A 22,295-nucleotide genomic window follows, 5' to 3' on the forward strand; every position below is an offset into this window, starting at 1 on the left:
CTCGGGTCGGTTCCTCGGGTCGGTCGCTCCGGCCGGTCACCCGGGTCGGCTGCTCGGGTCGGCTGCTCGGGTCGGCTGCTCGGGTCGGCTGCCCCGGTCCGGTGGCCCGGGTCAGTCGCTCCAGTCGGCGCAGTCGGCCACCAGGCGGCGCACCGCGTCCACCTCGTCGTCGTCCCGCTGGTGCCGGGCCAACCTGATCGCCGCCGCGGTCGGCATCGCGCGCCGCACGCCCGCGTCCGTGCCCGACAGGAACCCCCGGAGGAACCGGGCGCGGGCCAGCCGCTTGAGGGGGCGCAGCGGCGCCACCGCGATCGCCAGCCAGCTCATCGCCACGTCGACCCGCCGGTCGCCGCGCGCCGCGCACGCCCAGTCGACCACCACCGCGCCCTCGGGGCCCATCACCACGTTCCCGGGGTGCAGGTCGAGGTGCACCAAGCCGCCGCCACCGCCGTCGCCCGCGCCGAGGAAGTCGGGCGGGCGCACGTCGTCCAGCCTGTGGTGCAGCTCGGCCAGTTCGCGCCCCAGCGCGGACGCGCGCCACGGCCTCGCGTCCAGCTCCTGCGACATCCGGGGACCCGGCACGTACTCCATGACCAGGTCGGTCTCCGACACGTCCGCCACCCTCGGCACCGGTATGCCGTGCCCGCGCAGGTAGCGCATCAGCTCGGCCTCGGGTCCCGGGTCGCGCCCGGCCCGGTCGCGCTTGACCAGCAGGCCGTCCGGACGCAGGTAGACGTCCGCCTCCCGGCCGGAGGCCAGCAGACGGTGCGCCTCGTCGCGCGGTGTCATGTGACGATCATCATGATTGACAGCGGAGAAACAAGCCCCAAACGGGTGTTGGACACTTACCGGGTGGACGTATCCCCCAAGGACAAGTTCGTCACCGTGTACGGCCGCAAGCCCGTGCTGGAGGCGTTGGACGACCCGTCGCTCGACGTCGACAAGGTCGTGCTCGCCGACACCGCGCGCGGTCAGGCCGCCCGCGAGATCCTCGACGCCGCCGCACGGCGGGGCGTGGCCGTGCAGCGGGCCACGGCGCAGCGGGTCAAGGTGCTCGCCGGCAACGGCAAGCAGGACCAGGGCGTGCTGGCGGACGTCGTGGCGCCCCGGATGCGACCGCTGGAGGTCGGCCTGCGGTCCGCGCCGCGCACCGTGCTCGTCCTGGACGGCATCACCACGCCCGCGAACGTCGGCATGATCCTGCGCACCGCGACCGCCGCCGGGATCGAGGGCATCGTCGTGCCGCGCCGGGGCGTGGCCTCCCTCGACCCGCTCGTGGTGAAGGCGTCGGCGGGCGTCGCGTTCCGGGCCCCGATCCTGAAGTGCGCGACCGCCGCCGAGGCCGTGGCCGCGCTGGTCGCGTCCGGGTACCCGGTGTACGCCCTGGACGCGTCCTCGCGGTCCTCGGTGTTCACCGCCGACCTGCCGGCGCGCGCGGCGTTCGTGCTGGGCAGCGAGACCGCGGGCATCTCGGACGACGTGCGGCCGCACGTGACGGGGTGGCTGTCCATCCCCATGTCGGCCGGTGTTGAATCGTTGAACGTCGCTACAGCGGCAGCCGTCCTGTGCTTCGAGGTGGCCCGCCGCCGCGGTTAGCCCTCCCCGGCCACCGGGGTCCCGAGCAGGATCTCGACCTCCTCGACGGTGGCGCGGACCGTCCGGTGGTGCACCCCGACCATGCCCGCCGCGGCCGCGCCCCGGACGTTCACCGCGAGGTCGTCCACGAAGACGCAGTCGGCGGGGTCGAGGCCGAGCCGTTCGGCGGTGAGCAGGTAGATCCGGCGGTCCGGCTTCGCCATGCCCACGTCGCCCGAGGTGATGACCACGTCGAACAGCGGCGCCCAGGCGCGGGGCGGTGCCCACAGGCCGTCGGCGTTCGACAGGACGGCCGTGCGCACACCGGACCGGCGGACCTGCCGCACCAGCCCGACCAGCGGCGGTTCGTCGGCACCGTGGTCGTCCCCGAAGTCGGTCAGCACCCCGCCGAAGTCGAGCACCAGTCCCCGCACAGATAACTCCTTCGGGTGATCGAGGTACGTAAACCGCACCGCCCCCCTCGGTTCAGCATGCCACCACGCCTCCGCGCCCTGCCCAGCTCGCCGCAGCCCGGCACCCCGAGCCCCCTGGACGCCCGCCACTTCCTCATCCCGCTGGTGGAGGCCCTGTCGGGTCGTCGGCCGCCGCAGCAACTCGCGCCGCTGTTCCCGACCAAGGCCCTCAAGGAGTTCCCGACCACCCCCACCACCACCCGCCTGGGCCGGTACCGGCTGTGCCACATCGCGCCCGGCAAGGCGGAACTGGCGGGGACGCTGCACCTGCCGACCAGGACCCGAGCCTTCGCCGCCCGGGTGGAGCACTCGGGCACCCGCTGGCAGTGCACCGAGTTCCACCTGCTGCCGTGAGCCACGATCGGGTGAACATGACCATGAAAATGTACGGAAACGCCGTTACCGACATCGGTTGGAACGAAGAGGAGGCCCGACCACACCACGACCATCCCCTACCCGACGCCCCCGACGCCCCACGTCCCCACTGCCGATGACGGCCCGGTAGCCACACACGCCCACCGCCGACACCGCCACAGGGCCGCCACCGCCGCTCCCCCACCGCCGCCGACCGCCGACCGCCGAGCCCACGCGACCGCGCGACCGCGCGACCGCGCGACCGCGCGACCGCAGGCGAGGGTCGCGGTGGCGATGGCTCGCGGGCAATGGCTGGCGCGGTGGCGGCTGGCGCGGTGGCGCGCGCAGGCCCGGGCCCGGGCGGGGAGGTTACGCAGGTGGGGTGGTGCCGAGGGAGTCTCGGCACCACCCCACCTGTGCGTTGTGCGTGCGCGCACCGCGACGTGCGGTGCGTTGGGTTATCTGCCGGGGCCGGGGCCGGGGCCGGTTGCCGGGGGCGCTACTCGCGGGGGCCCTTGCGCTGGCCCTTGGCCTGGGCGCGGGCCGCGGCTCGGCGTTCCTTGCGGGTGCCGGCCTGATTGCCGCCCTGGGTGGGGGTGGCGCCGCTGGTCTCGGCGTCACCGCTCTCCGACGGGCCGGTGTAAGTGAGGCCCTGCTGGCCGCCTCGGCCTTCCAGGCCCTTGCCGCGCAGGGCGGGGGGGATGGCGTTCCCGCTCTGGAGCTGCGCCAGCGCCGGCCCGGCGGGGGCCTGGGCGGCCGCTTCGGCTTCCTGCTGGGCGGCTGCCGCGGCGGCGGCCCGGGCTCGGGCTCGGCTGCCGGCCAGGGGGCCGCCGTTGGCGAGGGAGACCTGGACGGGGGGTTCGGCTGCGGCGGGCGGGGCGGGTTCGGCGGCTTCGACCTGGAGGTTGAACAGGAAGCCGACGCACTCCTCCTTGAGGGCGTCCAACATGGTGTTGAACATGTCGAAGCCCTCGCGCTGGTACTCGATCAGCGGGTCGCGCTGCGCCATGGCCCGCAGGCCGATGCCCTCCTTGAGGTAGTCCATCTCGTAGAGGTGCTCGCGCCACTTGCGGTCGAGGACGGAGAGGAGGACGCGGCGCTCCAGTTCGCGCATGGCGCCCGGGCCGACCCGGCCGTCGATCTCGGCTTCGCGGGCCTCGTAGGCGGCGAGGGCGTCGGCGTGGAGCTTGGCCTTCAGCGCCTCGCGGTCGACGTCCTCGTCGTCCTCCTCGAACAGCTTCTTGTGGTCGAGGCTGACCGGGTACAGCGTCTTGAGCGCGGTCCAGAGCTGGTCGAGGTCCCAGTCCTCGGCGTAGCCGTCGGCGGTGGCGCCGTCGACGTACTCGCCGACCACGGCGGTGATCATGTGGGTGATCTGTTCGCGCAGGTCCTCGCCGTCGAGCACGCGGCGGCGCTCGGCGTAGATCACCTTGCGCTGCTCGTTCATGACCTCGTCGTACTTGAGGACGTTCTTGCGGATCTCGAAGTTCTGCTGCTCGACCTGGGTCTGCGCGCTGCGGATGGCGCGGGTGACCATCTTGTGCTCGATCGGCACGTCGTCCGGCACCTTGAGCCGCGTCATGACGGTCTCGACCATGGCCGCGTTGAAGCGGCGCATCAGCTCGTCCTTGAGCGACAGGTAGAACCGGGACTCACCGGGGTCGCCCTGGCGGCCGGAGCGACCGCGGAGCTGGTTGTCGATGCGCCGCGACTCGTGGCGCTCGGTGCCGAGCACGTAGAGGCCGCCGGCGTCCTTGACCTCCTCGGACTCGGACTTGACCTCGGCGCTGACCTCCTCGATCAGCTTCGCCCAGGCGGCCTCGTACTCCTCCGGGTTCTCCACCGGGTCGAGGCCGCGTTCGCGCAGCTCGTGGTCGGCGATGATGTCCGGGTTGCCGCCCAGCACGATGTCGGTGCCTCGACCGGCCATGTTGGTGGCGACGGTGACGGCGCCCTTGCGGCCGGCCTTGGCGATGATCAGCGCCTCGCGGTCGTGGTGCTTGGCGTTGAGGACCTCGTGCGGGATGCCCTTGCGGACGAGGAGCTTCGACAGGTACTCGGAGCGCTCGACGCTGGTGGTGCCGACGAGGACGGGCTGGCCCTTCTCGTGCCGCTCGGCGATGTCCTCGGCGACGGCCTCGAACTTCGCCTCCTCGGTCTTGTAGACGAGGTCGGCCTGGTCCTTGCGCTGCATCGGCCGGTTGGTGGGGATGGGCACTACGCCGAGCTTGTAGGTCTGGTGGAACTCGGCCGCCTCGGTCTCGGCGGTGCCGGTCATGCCGCCGAGCTTCTCGTAGAGGCGGAAGTAGTTCTGGAGGGTGATCGTGGCGAGCGTCTGGTTCTCGGCCTTGATCTCGACGCCTTCCTTGGCCTCGATCGCCTGGTGCATGCCCTCGTTGTAGCGGCGGCCGGCGAGGACGCGGCCGGTGAACTCGTCGACGATCATGACCTCGCCGCCGCGGACGATGTAGTCCTTGTCCTTGGCGAACAGCTCCTTGGCCTTGATCGCGTTCTGGAAGTAGCCGACGAGCGGGGTGTTGGTCGAGTCGTAGAGGTTCTCGATGCCGAGCTGGTCCTCGACGTACTGCACGCCGGCCTCGGTGACGCCGATGGTGCGCTTGCGCTCGTCGACCTCGTAGTGGGTGTCGCGGCGCATCCGGGTGGCCAGGCGGGCGAACTCGACGTACCAGCGGGACGACTGGTCGGCCGGGCCGGAGATGATCAGCGGCGTGCGGGCCTCGTCGATGAGGATGGAGTCGACCTCGTCGACCAGGGCGAAGAAGTGGCCGCGCTGGACCATCTCGTCGCGGCTCCACGCCATGTTGTCGCGGAGGTAGTCGAAGCCGAACTCGTTGTTCGTGCCGTAGGTGATGTCGGCGTTGTAGGCGACCCGGCGCTGCTCGGGGGTCATCTCCGAGAGGATGGCGCCGACGGTCAGGCCGAGGAAGCGGTGGATGCGGCCCATCCACTCGGCGTCGCGGCGGGCGAGGTAGTCGTTGGTGGTGACGACGTGGACGCCCTTGCCGGCGATCGCGTTCAGGTAGGAGGGCAGCACCGAGGTCAGGGTCTTGCCCTCACCGGTGCGCATCTCGGCGATCTGCCCGAGGTGCAGCGCCGCGCCGCCCATGAGCTGGACGTCGAACGGGCGCTGGCCGAGGGTGCGCTTGGCTCCCTCGCGGACGACGGCGAACGCCTCCGGCAGCAGCTCGTCGAGGCTCTCCCCGTCGGCGCAGCGCTTGCGGAACTCCTCGGTCTTCGCCCGCAACTCCGCATCGGAGAGGTCGATGACGTCGTCTTCGAGGTTGTTGATGTGCGCTGCGATGTTGCGCAGGCGCTTGAGCATCTTGCCCTCGCCGGCGCGGAGCAGTCGGGACAGCACCATCTGGGTCGACCTCATTACCTCATCGCGACGCGCCCGGGGGACGGGCGCCTTCCACTGCCCCGTCACGGGCATGACGAGGCTTCACCACCCGCCATCGTAGGCAAGTCGTGAAGGTGTGTGCACAGACACAGGTAGGAAGGGGTGCGAAACGCCCTGTGACGGCCGACCGGAGGCACGTGGGAGATGCGCGGGAGACGCGCGGGGGGCGTGCGGCGGGGAACGCCCACCGGGCGGGCGAGCGGGCGGGGGAACGGGCGGGGTGTGCGCCGGTCGGAGCCCGATCGGCACCGGGGAGGAGGACGGGCGGGGAACGGGCGGGGTGCGAGAGGACGTCGGGGCGGTGGGTCGGCACCCGGTCCGCGAAAGCCGACAAGATCACGCAGAGCGACGAGGTGGGGCGAGGCGGCAGGCCCGGCCAGGCGGCGGTGCGGGGCCAGCGGCAGGCCCGGCCAGGCGGCGGTGCGGGGCCAGCGGCGGGGCGGAACCGGGTGGCGGGGCCAGGCCGGGCCGGGCCAGCGGCGGGGCGGAACCGGGTGGCGGGGCCAGGCCGGGCCGGGCCAGCGGGGGCGGGGGCGGTCAGGGGGCAACCCCCGGCGTGCAAGGGACGCCGGGGGCCGCGAGGTCGAGTGGCGGGGACTGTGGCAGGTGGCGCTCAGGCCAGCCTGATCACGCCGTAGTCGAACCCCTTCCGGCGGTAGACGACGCTGGGACGTCCGCAGTCCGCGTCGGAGAACAGGTAGAAGTCGTGGCCGACCAGTTCCATCTCGTAGAGGGCCTGGTCGACGGTCATCGGCTTGGCCGCGTGCTCCTTCTCGCGCACGACCCGGCCGGGCAGGTTGTCGTCGACGCCGTCTTCCCAGCGCTGGGCGGGCACTTCGGCCATGCCCTCGTACGCGGGTTCCGGTTCGGTGGTCTCCAGCACGGCGGTGCGGCCGAGCCACATGCCCTGTGCGTGACCGTCGTGGTCGGGGCGGCGGGGAAGGGAGTCCCCGAGACCGCTGGTCGCCTCGGCGACCGATGTCGGGCCACGTCGCCCGTGGTGCACGCGCCTGCGATCGTGCGAGCGGCGCAAACGGTTCTCGAGCTTGGCGACCGCGGCGTCCAGGGCGGCGTAGAAGTCACCGGCACACGCTTCGGAGCGGACCACCGGGCCACGTCCCTTGCCGGTGATCTCGACGCGCTGGCAGTTCTTGGACTGCCGGCGGTTGGGTTCGTGGAACAACTCCACGTCGAAGCGGATGACCTTGCGGTCGTAGCGCTCAAGGCGGGCCAGCTTTTCGGCGACGTGAACCCTGTAGTGATCGGGCACCTCGACGTTGCGGCCCTTCACGACGATGTCCATACACGACCTCCCTCGCTTAGGGGCGAGCTGTGGCTTGTGATCGTTTGGCACCGGTATTCGCGATCTACTTCGCGGACATGTTGCGGAGGGTTGCCCTCGGGCTTCCCACCGGCGCCGGGGTCATGGGCTGTTCGCCTCCTCCCCGCGTTCCGGGAACGCTGATAGCGGTGCACGTTAGCCCGGTATTCGCCGCTGCGACAGCCCCCGAGGCGGGGGATCTCGAAGATTTTCCGCTCGTGACTGAGAGCGACCGGAAACCGGTACCGGCTGTCGACCGCGCGGACGCGGTGGGACACCCCGAAGGCAGCCGCTCACCCGAACGGCCCAGCAGTGCGCGGTCATCCGTCAGCAGAGCGGTTACCTCCAACGGCCTCAGCGCGGGCGTCATATCCGGCCAACGGGCGAAGAGTCCGGGAGGTTCCCGGGCCGTTTCACCCGTGTGGGTGGGTTCGTCGGGCAGTAGTCAGTGCGAGAACGACGGATACCCGGAACCCACCCGTTTTCAACATCGAAATGCAGGCGGATGCCGTGGAACCGGTGGTGACCACGTCGTCCAGCAGGACAACCGCGCTCCCGGGCGGTGGGAGGCCCCCCGGAACGAGACGCAGGCGACCTGCGAGATTCGCGCGGCGGGCCGCCGGTGAGAGCCCCACTGAATCACGAACGCCTTTCGTGAATGCGAGTGCGGGGGCCACGGGAAAGCCGGACGCACGTGCCACTCCCACCACGTGGGAACCGCCTCGGGCGCGCGCCGCCGACCGCCGGGACGGGGCGGGCACGAGGCACGCGCCGGACCCCGCGCCGGGCAGCAGCGGCACGGCGGCGGCCACCAGGGAGCCGAACACGGCGGCCAGCTCGCGCCGGCCGCGCTCCTTGAACGCGAGCAGCGCCTCGCGCGCCGCGCCCGAGTAGTCGGCCAGCGCGTACACCGGCGGGCCGGCGCCGGGCACGGGGACGGGCCTGGGCGGCCCGAACGCGGCCAGGCAGGGCGGGCACAGCCGGGACCCCGGGCGGGAGCAGCCGGCGCAGCGGGACGGGAACAGCAGTTCGATCACCATGGGCACGACCCTGCCGGCCGGTGCCGGCGAAACCGCAGGTCGAGCCCGTCGGACACGAACGGGTGAAACTACGGAACCGCAGGTCAGCCGGGGTAGAAGGCCAGCGTCCCGGGTGCCACGGCGGTCGCCGACGCGTGCCACACGTCGCCGACGTCGCCCGCGCTCCACAGCCCGCTCTGGTCCACCGCCAGCACGTTGCGCCCCGGCGCGGCGGTCACCGACCTGACCGGCACGGTCAGGTTCGAGGTGTTGTACCGCTCGATCCGCATCCCGTCGATGTTGACCTTCGCGATCGGCCACGCGGCCAGCGACGTGCTGACGACCACCACGTCCTGCGCCAGCCAGTCCAGCGACAGCGCGGACGCGCCCAGCACGGACGGCTGGAGGTTGCGGGGCGCGCGCAGCGACACCGCCGAGTCCTGGCCCCGCACGACGGCCGCCACGATCAGCTTCCCGTCCACCACGGCCGCCACCCGCGTGCCGTCCCGGGACAGCCGCAGCTCGGTGATCTTGCCGATCAGCGACAGCTCCGAGGCGTTCACGGCGTTCGCCGTCCACCCGTTGTCGGTGCGGATCACGCGCACCACGTCGGTACCGTCGACGACCGTCCACACCTCGCTGCCCGGCTCGTCCTGCCGCCCGCCGAGCAGCCACGTCGGCCTGGTCAGGGTGCTCGCGGTCAGGTCGACCTGGGCCAGGTCCCCCTGGACGCCGCCGACCCTCAGCCGCGCGGAGGACCCGGCCCGGGTCACCACGGCGAGCTGGCTGCCGTCCACCGACTGGGCCCCGCTGAGCACCTCGTAGGCGCCCTCGCCGGCCGGGCCGGGCACCGGTTCGCCGCTGGCGCGCCTGATCCGCCCGTTCTCCACGAGCAGGCCGCCGAGCCCGGCGGCGGGGGTGGTCAGCGCCTCCCCGGTTTGCACGTCGGAGGTGCGCCACTCCTCCTGGTCGGGGGAGATCGGCTGGCCCTCCACGAGCACCCGCACGCGGCTGCTGGTCACGCCGGCGAGGGACTTCACCACCTGGGCCACGATCTGCTTGCCGACGGCGGCCGTGATGTCCCCGACCTTCGTCAGGTCCACCTCCAGCGCCCCGTTGTCGTTCTCGGCGGTGTTCTTGCGCTGCGCCGCGCCGTTCGGGACGGCCGTGGACAACGCGCCGCGCATCCCGACCGCGGGCCCCTTGAGCAGCAGGTTCACCACCCGGCTCGGGATCGACGTGGACGGCGCGACGACCACCCACCGGGGGTCCGGCACGAGCACCGCGAAGTCCTGGTCGTAGAAGAACAGCGTCACGCGCCGGTAGTTCTGCTGGAACCCGCTGAGCGGCACGAAGATGCCGTCCGGCGGGTCGGAGATGCGCCACTCGCCCTCGTCCCGGGTGATGCCGACGGGCGTCTCCAGGTTGCCGAGCTGCTGCACGAACGAGTTGTCCTCCAGCTGGAGGCGGCCGACGTTCTTGCCCTGGAGCAGCACGGTGCGCTGCTTGTCGTCGTCGGACAGGGCGGCCGTGGGCACGGTGTTGAACGTGGTCTCGATGATCGCGGGCGCGCCCTTGGTGTCCCAGGTCTTCTCGGCCTCGGAGGTCAGGTAGGCCCTGGCCGCGGCGTAGTCGTTCTCGGGGTTCGCGGCGGCGTTGACGAACTCGCGGACCAGGGTCAGCGGGTCGATGCCGGCGACGGGTTCGGGCGCGACGGCCACGGTGGCGTTGCCCGCGGACGGGTTGACCGGGATGGGCGAGGTCTGGGTGGGGATCGCGGCGCAGCCCGACAGCGCGAGCAGCGCGACCGGCAGCGCGAGCAGCGCCCTCGCGGACCGCCTCACCGGACCTCCTCGCGCTCGGCGGTGACCGGTTCGGCGGGCTGCCACGTGATCTCCTCCTCGGTCAGCTCGACCTCCTCGACCTGCTCCGGCTCGTCCGCGCCGGGTTCGACGACGACCGGCGGCAGGTCGGGCGGTTCCAGCGGCAGCGGGCTGGAGTGCACCTCGTGCCCGTGCCGGCAGGGCAGGGTCAGCCGGAACACCGCGCCGTGGCCGCGCTCGCCCCACGCCTGGAGCCAGCCGCCGTGCAGCCGGGCGTCCTCCAGGCTGATGGACAGGCCGAGGCCGGTGCCTCCGGTGCGCCGGTTGCGCGACGGGTCGGCCCGCCAGAACCGGTTGAACACCAGGTCGGCCTCGCCCGCGCGCAGGCCGACGCCGCGGTCCCGCACGGTCACCGCGACCGCCTCGCCGTCGCTGCGCAGGGTCAGCTCGACCGGCATGCCCTCGCCGTGGTCGATGGCGTTGGCCAGCAGGTTGCGCAGGATGCGCTCGACGCGCCGCGAGTCCAGCTCGGCGGTCACCTCGTGGTCGGGCAGGTCCATGACGATGGTGGTGCCGCTGCTGTTGGCGATGGCGCGCACCGCGTCGTGGGCGCGGCGGGCCAGCACGCGGATGTCGACCAGCTCGGCGGCCAGCTCCTCCACGCCCGCGTCGAGCCTGCTGATCTCCAGCAGGTCGCCCAGCAGCGACTCGAACCGGTCCAGCTCGTCGACCAGCAGCTCGGTGGAGCGCGACAGGCCGGGCGGGAACTGCTCGCGCGACGCGTGCAGCACGTCCGCCGCCATCCGCACGGTGGTCAGCGGGGTGCGCAGCTCGTGGGACACGTCGGAGGTGAAGCGGCGCTGGAGCTGGCCGAACTCCTCCAGCTGGTGGATCTGCCGCTGGATGCTGGCGGCCATCTCGTTGTACGACTCGGCCAGCCGCGCCACGTCGTCCTCGCCGACCACGGGCATCCGCTCGTCGAGGTCGCCGTCGGCGAAGCGCTCGGCGATCTCGGCGGCCTGCCGGACCGGGCGCACGACCTGCCGGGTGACGAGGTTGGCGATCACCGCGAGCAGCAGGAGCAGCACGACGCCGCCCACGACCAGGGTGTTCTGCACGACCTCGGCGGTGGCCTGCTCGCCGGTCAGCGGGAACAGCAGGTACAGGTGCATGGCGCGGGTCGAGGTGTTCACCGGCTTGCCCACGACCAGCAGGGTCGTCGGGCCGGTCTCCCGCTCCACGGTGGTGATCTGGTAGCCGGCGCTGCCCCGGTCGAGCATCCTGGTCAGGTCGACGGGCACGTCGCGCCAGCGGCCCACGGCGACGGGCTGGCCGTCGGAGCCGGTGCCGCCGACCGGGTCGTACAGGACGGGTTCGAAGGCGCCCGCGCCCAGGCTGGTGGGGTCGAGGTCCCCACCGGAGCTGTTGATCTTGTTCAACGCGGTGGTGAACCGCGTCTTCACGCTGTCCGGACCGGGGTTGAGGCCCGCGAGGTCCGGTTGGATGGCCGCCGCGCTCGCCTCGCCCTGGCGCAGCGCCGCCTCGATCTTGGTCTCCAGCAGCTGCCCGGTGATCTGCACCTGGAGCACCATGCCCAGCACGAACACCACGGCCGAGGACAGCGCGAGCGTGGACACCACGACCCGCAGCTGGAGCGAGCGGCGCCACAGCTCGCCGAACGCGGCCACCCGGCGTCGAGCGCGCTCGACCCCGCGGCGCGCTTCACGCACCACGGGGTCGAGGAGACGCGGGGTCATCGCCGGCGGGCTCCGATCACGGAGGGCCCGCCTTGTACCCGACGCCGCGCACGGTCAGCACCACCTCGGGGTGCTCCGGGTCGCGCTCGACCTTGGAGCGCAGCCGCTGCACGTGGACGTTGACCAGCCGGGTGTCCGCCGCGTGCCGGTAGCCCCACACCTGCTCCAGCAGCACCTCGCGGGTGAACACCTGGCGCGGCTTGCGGGCCAGCGCCACCAGCAGGTCGAACTCCAGCGGGGTGAGCTGGATCGGCTTGCCCTCGCGCAGCACCTCGTGACCGGGCACGTCGATGGTGAGGTCGCCGATCTGGAGCACCTCGGCGGGCTCCGCCTCGGTGCGCCGCAGGCGGGCGCGGATGCGCGCCACCAGCTCCTTCGGCTTGAACGGCTTGACCACGTAGTCGTCGGCGCCGGACTCCAGGCCCAGCACCACGTCCACGGTGTCGCTCTTGGCGGTGAGCATGACGATGGGGACGCCCGACTCGGACCGGATCGCCTTGCAGACGTCGATGCCGTTCATGCCGGGCAGCATGAGGTCGAGCAGGACCAGGTCCGGCTTGAGCTCGCGCAGCGCGGGCAGCGCGCGGGCGCCGTCGGCCACCACAGCGGTGTCGAAGCCCTCGCCGCGCAGCACGATGGTCAGCATCTCCGCCAGGGCGGGGTCGTCGTCCACGACGAGCACGCGTGCCTTCATGCCCCACATCGTCCCACTAGTGGCCTGCGGTCCACGCACCGACCGGCGGTCATCGCTGCTGGTCGCCGCCCGGGTCCGGTACGTGACCGATCTGTGTTGCCGTTCCACGGACCCCACCTCGCCTCGCCGCTCGGGATCGTTCAGCGACTCATCGGCCCGGTGGTGACGTTTCGTTACGGCGTCACACTAACGACTGAACCAGCGGGCGATCGCCTCGTCGGCCCGCAGGTCAGCGGTGCCGTCGAGCACCTCCCACGGCGCCAGCCAGCCGGCCGCCGCCAGCCCGTCGTACACCGCCGCGCACCGCGCCTGGAGGCCGCCGTCGGACTCGTAGACGTCCCGCTCCCGGGATTCCCGCCGCTCACGGCCCGCCGCGCGGTCCGCCGCGACGTCCGCGGGCACGCGCAGCAGCAGGTGCAGGTCCGGGATCGGCAAGCCGAAGCGATCGACCTCCAGCGCCCGCACCCACTCGACGAACTCCCCGTCCGCGCCCTGGTGCTGCCGGGCCGCGCCGTAGGCGGCGTTGGACGCGACGTACCGGTCGAGCAGCACGACGTCGCACCGCGCGAGGTCGGCGCGGATGCCCTCGGCCGCGTCCCGCCGGTCCAGCGCGTAGAGGACGGCCATGGCGTGCACCGAGTCCGTCACGCCGCCGAGCCTGCCGTGCAGGGCGTCGCGCACCAGGTCGGCGTGCACGTCCACGTCGTAGCGGGGGAACGCGCCGGTCGCGACCACGGCGCCGGCCCGCTGCCAGGCGTCGGTCAGCAGCCGGGCGAGGGTGCGCTTGCCCGCGCCGTCAAGGCCCTCGATCACGACGAGTTTTCCCACGGGAACACCCTAAGGGGCGCTGGTCGGTCACGTTCGGCGGCATCACATCGCCCAGTCGAGTGACAATAGATCCTTTCGGTCACCAGATTGAGTGACTACGGTGAAGCCCATTTCCGGTTGCGCGAAAGGGTGGTCCACAGGTGACCGCGGACTCGGGGCACGCCAGACCGGTGGACGACCCGGCGGGCCACCCGGTCGGGGGGCTCCCCGGGGCACTCGCCGAGACGCTGCGCTACGGGCCGTTCCACCGGGCGCTGCACGACGCCATCGCCCACCGCGGCCTGTCCCTGGCCAGGCTGCGCGCCCACCTCGGGCAGCACGGCGTGCAGGTGGGGCAGTCGACGCTCAGCTACTGGCAGCGCGGGCTGCGCCACCCCGAGGTGCCGCGCGCCATCGCCACCGTCCGGGCGCTGGAGACCGTGCTGCGGCTGCCGCCCGAGTCGCTGGTCGCGCTCGTCGGCACCCGGCCCCAGCCCCACCCGGCGCGGCCCGCCTGGGTGTCCACCGCGCCCCGGCACGACGGGTTCGACGGCGTCGGCGACCTGGGCGCGAACACCGACCTGGAGCTGCTGTCCGTGCACGACACCGTGCTCGTCGGGCCGGAGCGGGAGCAGCGGTCGATCAGCACGCGGCTCGTCGTGCGCGCGGGCCGGGCCGGGCCCGACCGGTTCCTCGGCGTGCACCAGGGCGACGAGGGGTCGCTGGTCGACAACGCCCTCGTGCGGCCCGGCGAGGGGTGCCGGCTCGGCCGGGTGCGCCGCCAGGTCGCCACCCGCGGGCTCGCCTTCGAGCTGCTGTTCGACCGCAGGCTCGCCGAGGGCGAGGAGCACGTGTTCAGCTTCACCGTGGTCGACGACACCGGCGGGCCGACCCCGGGCCACCGCCGCGCGTTCCGCGAGCCGTGCCGCGGCTACCTGGTGCAGGTGGCGTTCAACCGCCGCGCCCTGCCCGCCCGCTGCACCAAGCAGTTCCGGGCGGACGCCGACGCGGCGCCGGTGGACCTGGAGGAGCTGGTCTGCGGGCTCGGCGGGTTCGTCAGCGCCTACTACGAGGACGTCGGCCCCGGCGTGGCGGGCATCGGCGTCGAGTGGACGTGACGGGGCCGGGACCCCCGAGGAGGTCCCGGCCCCGGCGGGCACCGGTCAGTACCGGTAGTGCTCGGGCTTGTACGGGCCCTCGACGTCCACGTCGATGTACTCGGCCTGGTCCTTCGACAGCTTGGTGAGCTTGCCGCCCAGCGCCTCCAGGTGGATGCGCGCGACCTTCTCGTCCAGCTTCTTCGGCAGGCGGTACACCTCCTTGTCGTACTCCTCGTGCTTGGTGAACAGCTCGACCTGCGCGATCACCTGGTTGGAGAAGGAGTTCGACATCACGAACGACGGGTGGCCGGTGGCGTTGCCCAGGTTGAGCAGGCGGCCCTCCGACAGCACCAGGATCGAGTGGCCGTCGGGGAAGACCCACTCGTCGACCTGCGGCTTGATGTTGATCCGCCGCACGCCGGGGTAGCGCTGGAGACCGGCCATGTCGATCTCGTTGTCGAAGTGGCCGATGTTGCCCACGATCGCCTGGTGCTTCATCCGGGCCATGTGGTCGACGGTCACGACGTCCTTGTTGCCGGTCGTCGTGATGATGATGTCGGCCTTGTCGAGCACGTCCTCCAGGACCTGCACGTCGTAGCCGTCCATCGCCGCCTGGAGCGCGCAGATCGGGTCGATCTCGGTGACGATGATCCGGGCGCCCTGCCCGCGCAGCGACTCCGCCGCGCCCTTGCCCACGTCGCCGTAACCGCAGATCACGGCCACCTTGCCGCCGATCAGCACGTCGGTGCCGCGGGTGAGGCCGTCGATCAGCGAGTGGCGGATGCCGTAGCGGTTGTCGAACTTCGACTTGGTGACCGCGTCGTTGACGTTGATCGCCGGGAACAGCAGCTCACCCGCGGCGGCCAGCTGGTACAGGCGCATGACGCCGGTCGTGGTCTCCTCGGTGACGCCGCGCAGCCCCTCGGCGATCTTGGTCCACTTGCCGGTGTCGGCCGCCAGGGAGTCGCGCAGCCTCCCCAGGAAGATCTGCCACTCCTCGGAGTCGTTCGCGTCCGCCTGCGGGACGACGCCGGCCTTCTCGTACTGCACGCCCTTGTGGACCATCATCGTGGCGTCGCCGCCGTCGTCGAGGATCATGTTGGGGCCGCCGCCGTCGGGCCAGGTCAGCATGGCCTCGGCGGTCCACCAGTACTCCTCCAGCGTTTCACCCTTCCAGGCGAACACCGGGACGCCCTTGGGCTCCTCGGCGGTGCCGTGCGGGCCCACGACGACCGCGGCGGCGGCGTGGTCCTGGGTGGAGAAGATGTTGCACGACGCCCAGCGGACCTCGGCGCCCAGCGAGACCAGGGTCTCGATGAGCACCGCCGTCTGCACCGTCATGTGCAGCGAACCGGAGATCCGCGCACCCTTGAGCGGGTAGACCTCCGAGTACTCGCGGCGCAACGCCATCAGGCCGGGCATCTCGTGCTCGGCCAACCGGATCTCCTTGCGGCCGAACTCGGCCAGGGAGAGGTCCGCCACGGCGAAGTCGATGCCGTTGCGGGTCTGGAGCCTCTCGGCGGTCATCGCGGGTTCCTCCATCTCGGGTTGACCCGACCCTACCGCCCGCCACGCCGGGCCACGGCGGTCGCGGTGAACTGCGCGCGGATGGACCACCATGGCACTGCTGACGTGAGGTTTCGCGGGGAGGACCTGTGCTGATACCCGGCCCCGACACGCGGGTGGTCGAGCTGCGGGTGCACGGCGTGCAGGGCACGACGCCGCACTCGCTGGTGGACGCCGTGGCGGCGGTGGACGTGGCCGGCGACGGCCTGGGCCGCCTCGTGCGCCCGGCCGACCGGCTGCGCAGACCCGCGCCCGGACCCGTGCTCCAGGCCGGGGGGCGGCCCGTGTCGCGCGTGGTCGAGGGGTACGTGTGGGGCGGCATGACCTCCGGCGGGTGGGCCAAGGCGACGTGGGCGCTGCTGTTCCCGTTCTCGCTGGCCAACGTGGCGCACTGGATGCTGCCGCCGGTGCCCGCCGGGAACCTGCCCGCGCACCTGCTGGGCATCGGGCTGCGGGCGCTGCTGCGGCTCGCGGCGCTGCTGCTGACCGTGCTGCTGATCGCCCAGGTGACCGTGATCAGCCTCGACCTGGTGGCCGCGCAGTGCCTGGCGGCGGGCTCGCCGTGCCTGTGGGGGCAGTCCTGGCCGGCCGCGACGCCGTGGGTGCGGGCGGTGGTGGGCACCGCGCCGGTCGCGCTGGTCGTGCTCGTCCTGCACCGGGTGTCCAGCGTGGACTGGCGCATCGAGCGGCGGGACGTGCCCGCGTCCTCCGCGCCCGGCTCGGGGCTGCCCGGGGCGCACGTCGCCACCGACCCCGACACGCCGTCGCTGCGGGTCCTGCACCTGGTGGCGGGCCTGGGCACGGGGGTGGCGATCGCGTTGGGCGGCCCGCTCGGCCCGCTGGTCGCGCCCGGCTGGCACGGTGCCGCGATCGCCGCGTGCCGGTGGGTGGGCGTCGGGCTGGTCGCGGTGGCGGCGCTGGGCGCGATGCTGCTCGACGACCCGACGGGCGGTTCGCCGCACCGGGGCGGCCGGTGGCTGCGCGCCGCCCTCGGCCGCGGCCCGCGCCGCGTGCTGCACGTCACGGCGTGGCTGGCGCTGCTCGCGGCCACCGCGCTGCTGGTCCGGCTGCCCCGGGAGCTGCCCGGCGCGGACCTGGGCGTGCAGGTCGTGGCGGCCCTCGTGGCGCTGGTGTGCGCGCTGATCGGGCTGCTGCTGGTGCCCGCGGCGCTGCTGGCCCGGCGCACGTGGCGTGCGCAGCCGCGCGAGCTGCGGCCGTGGGCGGGCGGCTGGATGGCGGCGCCGGTGGTGGCGGTGTCCGCGCTGCTGGGCGGCGGGTTCGGCGCGGGTGTGGCGCTGACCCTGCGAGGGCTGCTCGGGCACGGCGAACTGCCGCGCGGGTACGACTACATCGCGCTGCTGTGGGGCGTCGCCGGCGTGCTGGCCCTGCTCGCCGGGGTGGCGGTCGCCGCGTACACCGGGATGGTGCGGTGGAGCTCCCTGCGGCGGGACAAGGAGTGGGCGCGCGAGGCGTCCCTGCTGCACGCCGGGCGCGCCCGCGACCTCAAGCGCGCCGCGCGGGCCTGGTGGTGGGCCGAGTGGCAGCGCGGGCACAGCCACCACGTGGTGCTGATCGTGGCCGCCGTGCTGGCCGTCGGCGCGGTGCCGGCGGCGTTCCTGCGGCTCCGGGAGGTCGTCCTGCCCGAGTGGGCGTGGCCGTTCTCCGGGCTGGGCGTCGTCGTGCTGGCCCTGCTGGCGCTGGCGCTGCTGCGGGCCGTGTGGCTCGCCGCGCGGCGGCCGGACACCGCCCGCCAGGTCGGGGTGCTGGCCGACCTGGCCGCGTTCTGGCCGCGCGAGGCGCACCCCGTCGTGCCGCCGTGCTACGCGCTGAAGGTCGTGCCGGAGCTGGTGTCGCGGGTGCGGGAGCACCTGGACGACCCCGGCACGCGGGTCGTGCTCGCCGGGCACAGCCAGGGCAGCCTGCTCGCCGCGGTCGCCGCCGCCCGGCTGCTGGAGGAGCTGCCGCCGCACCAGGCCGAGCGGTTGGGCCTGGTCACGGCCGGGTCGCAGCTCCAGTGGGCGTACTCGCGGGCGTTCCCGGCGGTCGTGCCGCACAGCTCGCTGGCGTCCCTGTCCGGCGGCCTGGCCGGCCGGTGGCGGGCGCTGTGCCGGGGCACCGACCCGCTGGGCGGCGCGGTCACGACGTGGGACCGGCAGGTGTACGACGGGATGCTGCTCGGCACCGGCTTCCGCCCGGACGGCACGTCGGGCGCCCTGCCGCCGGCCGAGCGCGGCCCGACCGGCGCGCTGGTGCTGGGCGGCGACCACTGGCTGCCCGACCCGCAGCGCGGCCCGTTCCCCGGCCGGCGGTGGGCGCCGGGCGTGAACCGGCACGCCGACTACACCTCGGACCCGGAGTGGGACCGCGCCGTGGCGCTGGCGGCGGGCCTGGAGGTGGGCGAGCGGCCCGTGCCGGTGCTGCCTACCGCGCGGCCGGGGTCGCCGTCGTTCCGGTTCCCGTCGCCGGAGCAGCGGTGAGCCGGTCGAGCAGGCGGTCCGCGGCGCGTTCCCGGCCGGCGGCGGCGAGCAGGCCCGCGGGGGCCAGCACGTAGTCCCGGTCGACCAGCACCGCGGCGTCGCGCAGCACGGGCCGCAGCACGGGGTCGGCGCGCAGGGTCCCCTCGATCCCGTCGAGCGACGCCGCGTGCCGGAACACGCCGCCGGACAGCACGAGCAGGCCCGCGCCGCGCGGTCCCAGCCGCCCGTCCACCAGGCGCAGGTGCCGGCGCACGGCCAGGACGGCGGCCAGCGCGGCCAGCCGGTGGTCCACGGCCGGGTCCTCGGGCAGCCAGTCGACCCGCGCCGCCCGGACCCCCGCCTCCGCGCGCAGGGCGGTCGCCTCGGCGTCGGTGACCAGCCGCTCGGCGAGGGCCTCGGCGACCAGCGTGCCCGCCGACCACCGCATCCCCAGGTCGCCCTCGACGGTGCGGCGGTCCGGCGGCAGCGCGACCGTCCTCTCCGGACCTTCCACAGTGGACACGGCGGAGTACACGTCGGTGGTGGCGCCGCCCACGTCCACGACGAGCACGGCGCCCTCGTGGTCCCGCGCGGCCAGCCGGGACACCCCGCCCAGCACCGCGTCCGGCGTCACGGCCCGCACCAGCCGGCGGAACCGCGGCCCGCGCGACAACCCCTTGCCGCCGATCACGTGCGACAGGAACACGTCGCGGATCGCCCGCCGCGCCGGACCGGGGTTCAGCTCCCCCACGTCCGGCAGCACGTTCTCCGCGCGCACCACCGTGCGGCCCGCCAGCAGCTCCAGCGCCCCCGGCTGCGCCTCGGCGTTGCCCGCCAGCACGACCGGGCACGCGACGCGGTTCGCGCCGAGCCGGCGCGCGTTGTGCAGCAGCACGCGGTCGTCGCCGCCGTCCGTGCCGCCGACCAGCAGCACCACGTCCGGGCGGGCCGCGCGCAGCGCCCGCACGCCCGCGCCGTCCAGCGGACCGGCCGACACGTGCACCACCCGCGCGCCCGCCGACAGCGCCACCCGGTACCCGGCCTCGGCGCTGACCAGGCGTTCCTGCCCGACGACCGCCAACCGCAGGCCGCCGCCCGCCGACGAGCAGGCCAGCACCTCGTCCACCGGGCCCAGCGCGCCGGCCACCGCGTCGATCCCCCGGAGCACCTCCGGCGGGGTGGTGGCGTGCTGCGCGGTGCCGAGCAGCTCACCGCCCCCCGACACCGCGGCCGCTTTCGTCCACGTCGAGCCGATGTCCAGACACAGCACGGTCATGCGGCGCAAACTACCGGTGGCCTCGCGGGCCCCCGGTCACCTCTAGGCTGATCGGACCAACGCACCGAGGAGGGGAACGCCGTGCCGGGGAACGGGCTGTGGCGCACCAAGTCGATCGAGCAGTCGATCGCGGACACCGACGAGCCGGACACCAAGCTCCGCAAGGAACTCACCGCCTGGGACCTGACCGTGTTCGGCGTCGCGGTGGTGATCGGGGCGGGCATCTTCACGCTCACCGCCTCCACCGCGGGCAACCTCGCCGGGCCGTCCGTGTCCCTGGCGTTCGTGCTGGCCGCCGTGGCGTGCGCGCTGGCCGCGCTCTGCTACGCCGAGTTCGCGTCCACCGTGCCGGTCGCGGGCAGCGCGTACACGTTCTCCTACGCCACGTTCGGCGAGTTCGCGGCGTGGATCATCGGCTGGGACCTGGTGCTGGAGTTCGCGGTCGGCTCCGCGGCCGTCGCCAAGGGCTGGTCGGTGTACCTGGAGACCGTGCTGGGCCACGCCGGCCTGGACGTGAAGACGACCGCGACCATCGGGGGCGTGGACGTCGACTGGGGCTCGCTGCTGCTGGTGGCGGTGCTGACCGTGCTGCTGGCGGTGGGCACGAAGCTGTCGTCGCGGGTGTCCGCGGTGATCACCGCGGTCAAGGTGGCCGTGGTGCTGCTGGTGATCGTGCTCGGCATCGGCTACATCAAGATGGCGAACTACAGCCCGTACGTCCCGCCCGCGCAGACCGGTCCGGCGACCGCGCACGGGCTGGAGCAGTCGCTGTTCTCGCTGCTCACCGGGTTCGAGGGCTCCACCTACGGCGTGCTGGGCCTGCTGGCCGCCGCGTCGCTGGTGTTCTTCGCGTTCATCGGCTTCGACGTCGTCGCCACCACCGCCGAGGAGACGAAGGACCCGCAGCGCGCCGTGCCGCGCGGCATCCTCGGCTCGCTGGCCATCGTGACCGTGCTGTACGTCGCGGTGTCGCTGGTGATCACCGGCATGGTGCCCTACACCGAGCTGGCCACCCAGCCGGACGGCAGCCGCGCCACGCTCGCCACCGCGTTCTCGGCGAACGGCGTGGACTGGGCGGCCACCGTGATCTCGGTCGGCGCCCTGGCGGGCCTCACCACGGTCGTCATGGTGCTGATGCTCGGCCAGACGCGCGTGCTGTTCGCGATGTCCCGCGACGGCCTGGTGCCGCGCGGCCTGGCCCGCACCGGCAAGCACGGCACGCCGTTCCGCATCACGCTGGTCGTCGGCGTCCTGGTCGCGATCGCGGCCGGCTTCTTCCCGGCGGGCAAGCTGGAGGAGATGGTGAACGTGGGCACGCTGTTCGCGTTCATCCTGGTGTCGGCGGGCGTGCTGGTGCTCCGCAAGACCCGCCCCGACCTGCCGCGCGGCTTCCGCGTGCCGCTCGTCCCGGTGGTGCCGGTCCTCGCGATCCTCGCCTGCCTGTGGCTGATGCTGAACCTGACCGCCCTCACCTGGGTCCGCTTCCTGGTGTGGATGGCCCTGGGCGTGGTCGTCTACTTCGCCTACGGCCGCCGCCACTCGCTGCTGGGCAGGCGCGGGACGACCGCCGTGCCCGTGGTGAAGGAGGACGAGGTCCCGTAGCGGCGCGGTGGTCCCGCACCGGCGGGCCACCCGACCGAACGGAGGAGGGGCGGCGAGCACACCGGCTCGCCGCCCCTCCTCGGTTCCGCGGCCCTACGACTTCTGGGCCGGCGACCGGTCCAGGTCGGGCTCCAGGTAGATCAGGCGCGCGGCCGGGACCTTGGTCCTCACGCGCTGCTCCGCGTCGTCGATGGCCTGCGCCACCTCGGAGACCTCCAGGCCCGGGTTCAGGGCGATCTTGGCGGCCACCAGCAGCTCGTCCGGGCCGATGTACTGGGTCCGGATGTGGATGACGCGCTGGACCTTGCCCGCCGCCAGCTCGTCGACGATGACGTCCAGCTCCGCCGGGGCCGCGCCCTCGCCGATGAGCAGCGACTTCATCTCGATGATCAGGATGATCGCGATGACGCCCAGCAGCACGCCGATGCAGATGGTGCCGATGGCGTCCCACACCGGGTCACCGGTGAGCGTGGACAGGCCGACGCCCATCAGGGCCAGCACGAGGCCGAACAGCGCACCCGCGTCCTCCAGCAGCACGACCGGCAGCTCGGGCACCTTCGACTGGCGGATGAACTGCCACCACGTGGCGTTGCCCTTGATCGCCTTCGACTCGACGATGGCGGTGCGGAAGCTGTAGGTCTCCAGGCCGATGGCGACGACCAGGATGACCACCGCGACCAGCGGGCTGCTCAGCTCCTCGTGCGACTCCAGCTTGTGGATGCCCTCGTAGAGGGCGAACACCGAGCCGAGGCTGAACAGCATCAGGGCCACGACGAACGAGTAGAAGTACCGGTCCCGGCCGAAGCCGAACGGGTGGTTCAGCGTCGCCCTGCGCCGGGACGTCTTCTGCCCGAGCAGCAACAGGCCCTGGTTGGACGTGTCGGCCACGGAGTGCACCGATTCGGCCAGCATCGACGACGAGCCGGTGATCAAGAAGCCGACGAACTTGGCGATCGCGATGCCCGCGTTCGCCACCAGTGCGGCGATGATCGCCTTGGTACCGCCCCCTGCTGACACGGTTGCTCCCTACACGCCCTGGTCCGATTTGTCG

General features: G+C 73.1%; 17 protein-coding genes. 5 read left to right on the forward strand and 12 right to left on the reverse strand.

Features of this window, described 5'->3' with window-relative positions:
* Positions 1-111: 111 nt before the first annotated feature.
* Entirely contained in the window at positions 112-789 is a 678-nt protein-coding gene (locus tag ACRAKJ_RS37680) for a phosphotransferase (protein WP_438924291.1), read from the reverse strand.
* Positions 790-801: 12 nt separating this feature from the next.
* On the opposite strand from ACRAKJ_RS37680, the gene ACRAKJ_RS37685 reads away from it, so the two are divergent.
* On the forward strand, positions 802-1,596 hold the full coding sequence (locus tag ACRAKJ_RS37685; protein ID WP_438924292.1) for a TrmH family RNA methyltransferase: 795 nt from the start codon (positions 802-804) through the stop codon (positions 1,594-1,596).
* Here the strand turns inward: ACRAKJ_RS37685 and ACRAKJ_RS37690 are convergent.
* Positions 1,593-2,138: an HAD-IA family hydrolase gene (locus ACRAKJ_RS37690; RefSeq protein ID WP_438924293.1), complete on the reverse strand. Its 546-nt coding sequence runs from the start codon at positions 2,136-2,138 to the stop codon at positions 1,593-1,595. The two genes, ACRAKJ_RS37685 and ACRAKJ_RS37690, sit on opposite strands and share 4 nt — an antisense overlap.
* Between ACRAKJ_RS37690 and ACRAKJ_RS37695 the strand changes: the two genes are divergently transcribed.
* Positions 2,067-2,402: an Rv3235 family protein gene (locus ACRAKJ_RS37695; protein ID WP_438924294.1), complete on the forward strand. Its 336-nt coding sequence runs from the start codon at positions 2,067-2,069 to the stop codon at positions 2,400-2,402. The two genes, ACRAKJ_RS37690 and ACRAKJ_RS37695, sit on opposite strands and share 72 nt — an antisense overlap.
* Positions 2,403-2,901: 499 nt before the next feature.
* Here the strand turns inward: ACRAKJ_RS37695 and secA are convergent, their stop codons facing one another.
* The 7 genes from secA to ACRAKJ_RS37730 form a co-directional block, all read right to left on the reverse strand.
* Complete coding sequence (gene secA / locus ACRAKJ_RS37700; RefSeq protein ID WP_438924927.1) at positions 2,902-5,784, reverse strand: preprotein translocase subunit SecA; 2,883 nt, start codon at positions 5,782-5,784, stop codon at positions 2,902-2,904.
* Between the two features lie 652 nt (positions 5,785-6,436).
* A complete protein-coding gene (hpf, locus tag ACRAKJ_RS37705; protein ID WP_438924926.1) occupies positions 6,437-7,126 on the reverse strand; it encodes a ribosome hibernation-promoting factor, HPF/YfiA family in 690 nt (229 codons plus the stop codon).
* A gap of 431 nt (positions 7,127-7,557) precedes the next feature.
* Positions 7,558-8,184 carry a ComF family protein gene (locus tag ACRAKJ_RS37710; RefSeq protein ID WP_438924925.1) on the reverse strand — a complete coding sequence of 209 codons (627 nt, stop codon included), beginning with the start codon at positions 8,182-8,184 and terminating at the stop codon, positions 7,558-7,560.
* 83 nt (positions 8,185-8,267) lie between these two features.
* Positions 8,268-10,007 carry an LpqB family beta-propeller domain-containing protein gene (locus ACRAKJ_RS37715; protein ID WP_438924924.1) on the reverse strand — a complete coding sequence of 580 codons (1,740 nt, stop codon included), beginning with the start codon at positions 10,005-10,007 and terminating at the stop codon, positions 8,268-8,270.
* A complete protein-coding gene (gene mtrB / locus ACRAKJ_RS37720) occupies positions 10,004-11,743 on the reverse strand; it encodes an MtrAB system histidine kinase MtrB (RefSeq protein WP_438924923.1) in 1,740 nt (579 codons plus the stop codon). Before mtrB ends, ACRAKJ_RS37715 begins: the two co-directional genes overlap by 4 nt.
* A gap of 16 nt (positions 11,744-11,759) precedes the next feature.
* Positions 11,760-12,437 carry an MtrAB system response regulator MtrA gene (gene mtrA, locus ACRAKJ_RS37725; protein ID WP_015104936.1) on the reverse strand — a complete coding sequence of 226 codons (678 nt, stop codon included), beginning with the start codon at positions 12,435-12,437 and terminating at the stop codon, positions 11,760-11,762.
* Positions 12,438-12,623: 186 nt separating this feature from the next.
* Positions 12,624-13,265 carry a dTMP kinase gene (locus ACRAKJ_RS37730; RefSeq protein WP_438924922.1) on the reverse strand — a complete coding sequence of 214 codons (642 nt, stop codon included), beginning with the start codon at positions 13,263-13,265 and terminating at the stop codon, positions 12,624-12,626.
* A gap of 140 nt (positions 13,266-13,405) precedes the next feature.
* Here ACRAKJ_RS37730 and ACRAKJ_RS37735 point away from each other — a divergent pair, with 140 nt between their 5' ends.
* Complete coding sequence (locus ACRAKJ_RS37735; RefSeq protein WP_438924921.1) at positions 13,406-14,362, forward strand: hypothetical protein; 957 nt, start codon at positions 13,406-13,408, stop codon at positions 14,360-14,362.
* A 45-nt stretch (positions 14,363-14,407) separates the two neighbouring features.
* On the opposite strand, the gene ahcY is transcribed toward ACRAKJ_RS37735, so the two are convergent.
* Positions 14,408-15,871 carry an adenosylhomocysteinase gene (gene ahcY / locus ACRAKJ_RS37740; protein ID WP_438924920.1) on the reverse strand — a complete coding sequence of 488 codons (1,464 nt, stop codon included), beginning with the start codon at positions 15,869-15,871 and terminating at the stop codon, positions 14,408-14,410.
* A 128-nt stretch (positions 15,872-15,999) separates the two neighbouring features.
* Here ahcY and ACRAKJ_RS37745 point away from each other — a divergent pair, with 128 nt between their 5' ends.
* Entirely contained in the window at positions 16,000-18,387 is a 2,388-nt protein-coding gene (locus tag ACRAKJ_RS37745; RefSeq protein ID WP_438924919.1) for a hypothetical protein, read from the forward strand.
* Here the strand turns inward: ACRAKJ_RS37745 and ACRAKJ_RS37750 are convergent.
* Positions 18,332-19,642: a glutamate mutase L gene (locus ACRAKJ_RS37750; protein WP_438924918.1), complete on the reverse strand. Its 1,311-nt coding sequence runs from the start codon at positions 19,640-19,642 to the stop codon at positions 18,332-18,334. The genes ACRAKJ_RS37745 and ACRAKJ_RS37750 overlap by 56 nt on opposite strands.
* 81 nt (positions 19,643-19,723) lie before the next feature.
* Between ACRAKJ_RS37750 and ACRAKJ_RS37755 the strand changes: the two genes are divergently transcribed.
* Positions 19,724-21,244 carry an amino acid permease gene (locus ACRAKJ_RS37755; protein WP_438924917.1) on the forward strand — a complete coding sequence of 507 codons (1,521 nt, stop codon included), beginning with the start codon at positions 19,724-19,726 and terminating at the stop codon, positions 21,242-21,244.
* A gap of 93 nt (positions 21,245-21,337) precedes the next feature.
* On the opposite strand, the gene ACRAKJ_RS37760 is transcribed toward ACRAKJ_RS37755, so the two are convergent.
* Complete coding sequence (locus tag ACRAKJ_RS37760) at positions 21,338-22,261, reverse strand: cation diffusion facilitator family transporter (protein WP_438924916.1); 924 nt, start codon at positions 22,259-22,261, stop codon at positions 21,338-21,340.
* Between the last annotated feature and the right edge of the window lie 34 nt (positions 22,262-22,295).

It is taken from the genome of Saccharothrix sp. DSM 118769 (genome assembly GCF_052936295.1).

Excerpts from the sequence above, each read along its gene's own strand:
- ACRAKJ_RS37695 (WP_438924294.1), top strand. The coding sequence starts at position 2,067 with ATGCCACCACGCCTCCGCGCCCTGCCCAGCTCGCCGCAGCCCGGCACC.
- hpf (WP_438924926.1), bottom strand. The coding sequence starts at position 7,126 with ATGGACATCGTCGTGAAGGGCCGCAACGTCGAGGTGCCCGATCACTAC.
- secA (WP_438924927.1), bottom strand. The coding sequence starts at position 5,784 with ATGGTGCTGTCCCGACTGCTCCGCGCCGGCGAGGGCAAGATGCTCAAG.
- ahcY (WP_438924920.1), bottom strand. The coding sequence starts at position 15,871 with ATGACCGCCGAGAGGCTCCAGACCCGCAACGGCATCGACTTCGCCGTG.
- ACRAKJ_RS37750 (WP_438924918.1), bottom strand. The coding sequence starts at position 19,642 with ATGACCGTGCTGTGTCTGGACATCGGCTCGACGTGGACGAAAGCGGCC.
- mtrA (WP_015104936.1), bottom strand. The coding sequence starts at position 12,437 with ATGAAGGCACGCGTGCTCGTCGTGGACGACGACCCCGCCCTGGCGGAG.
- ACRAKJ_RS37685 (WP_438924292.1), top strand. The coding sequence starts at position 802 with ATGATTGACAGCGGAGAAACAAGCCCCAAACGGGTGTTGGACACTTAC.
- mtrB (WP_438924923.1), bottom strand. The coding sequence starts at position 11,743 with ATGACCCCGCGTCTCCTCGACCCCGTGGTGCGTGAAGCGCGCCGCGGG.
- ACRAKJ_RS37710 (WP_438924925.1), bottom strand. The coding sequence starts at position 8,184 with ATGGTGATCGAACTGCTGTTCCCGTCCCGCTGCGCCGGCTGCTCCCGC.
- ACRAKJ_RS37680 (WP_438924291.1), bottom strand. The coding sequence starts at position 789 with ATGACACCGCGCGACGAGGCGCACCGTCTGCTGGCCTCCGGCCGGGAG.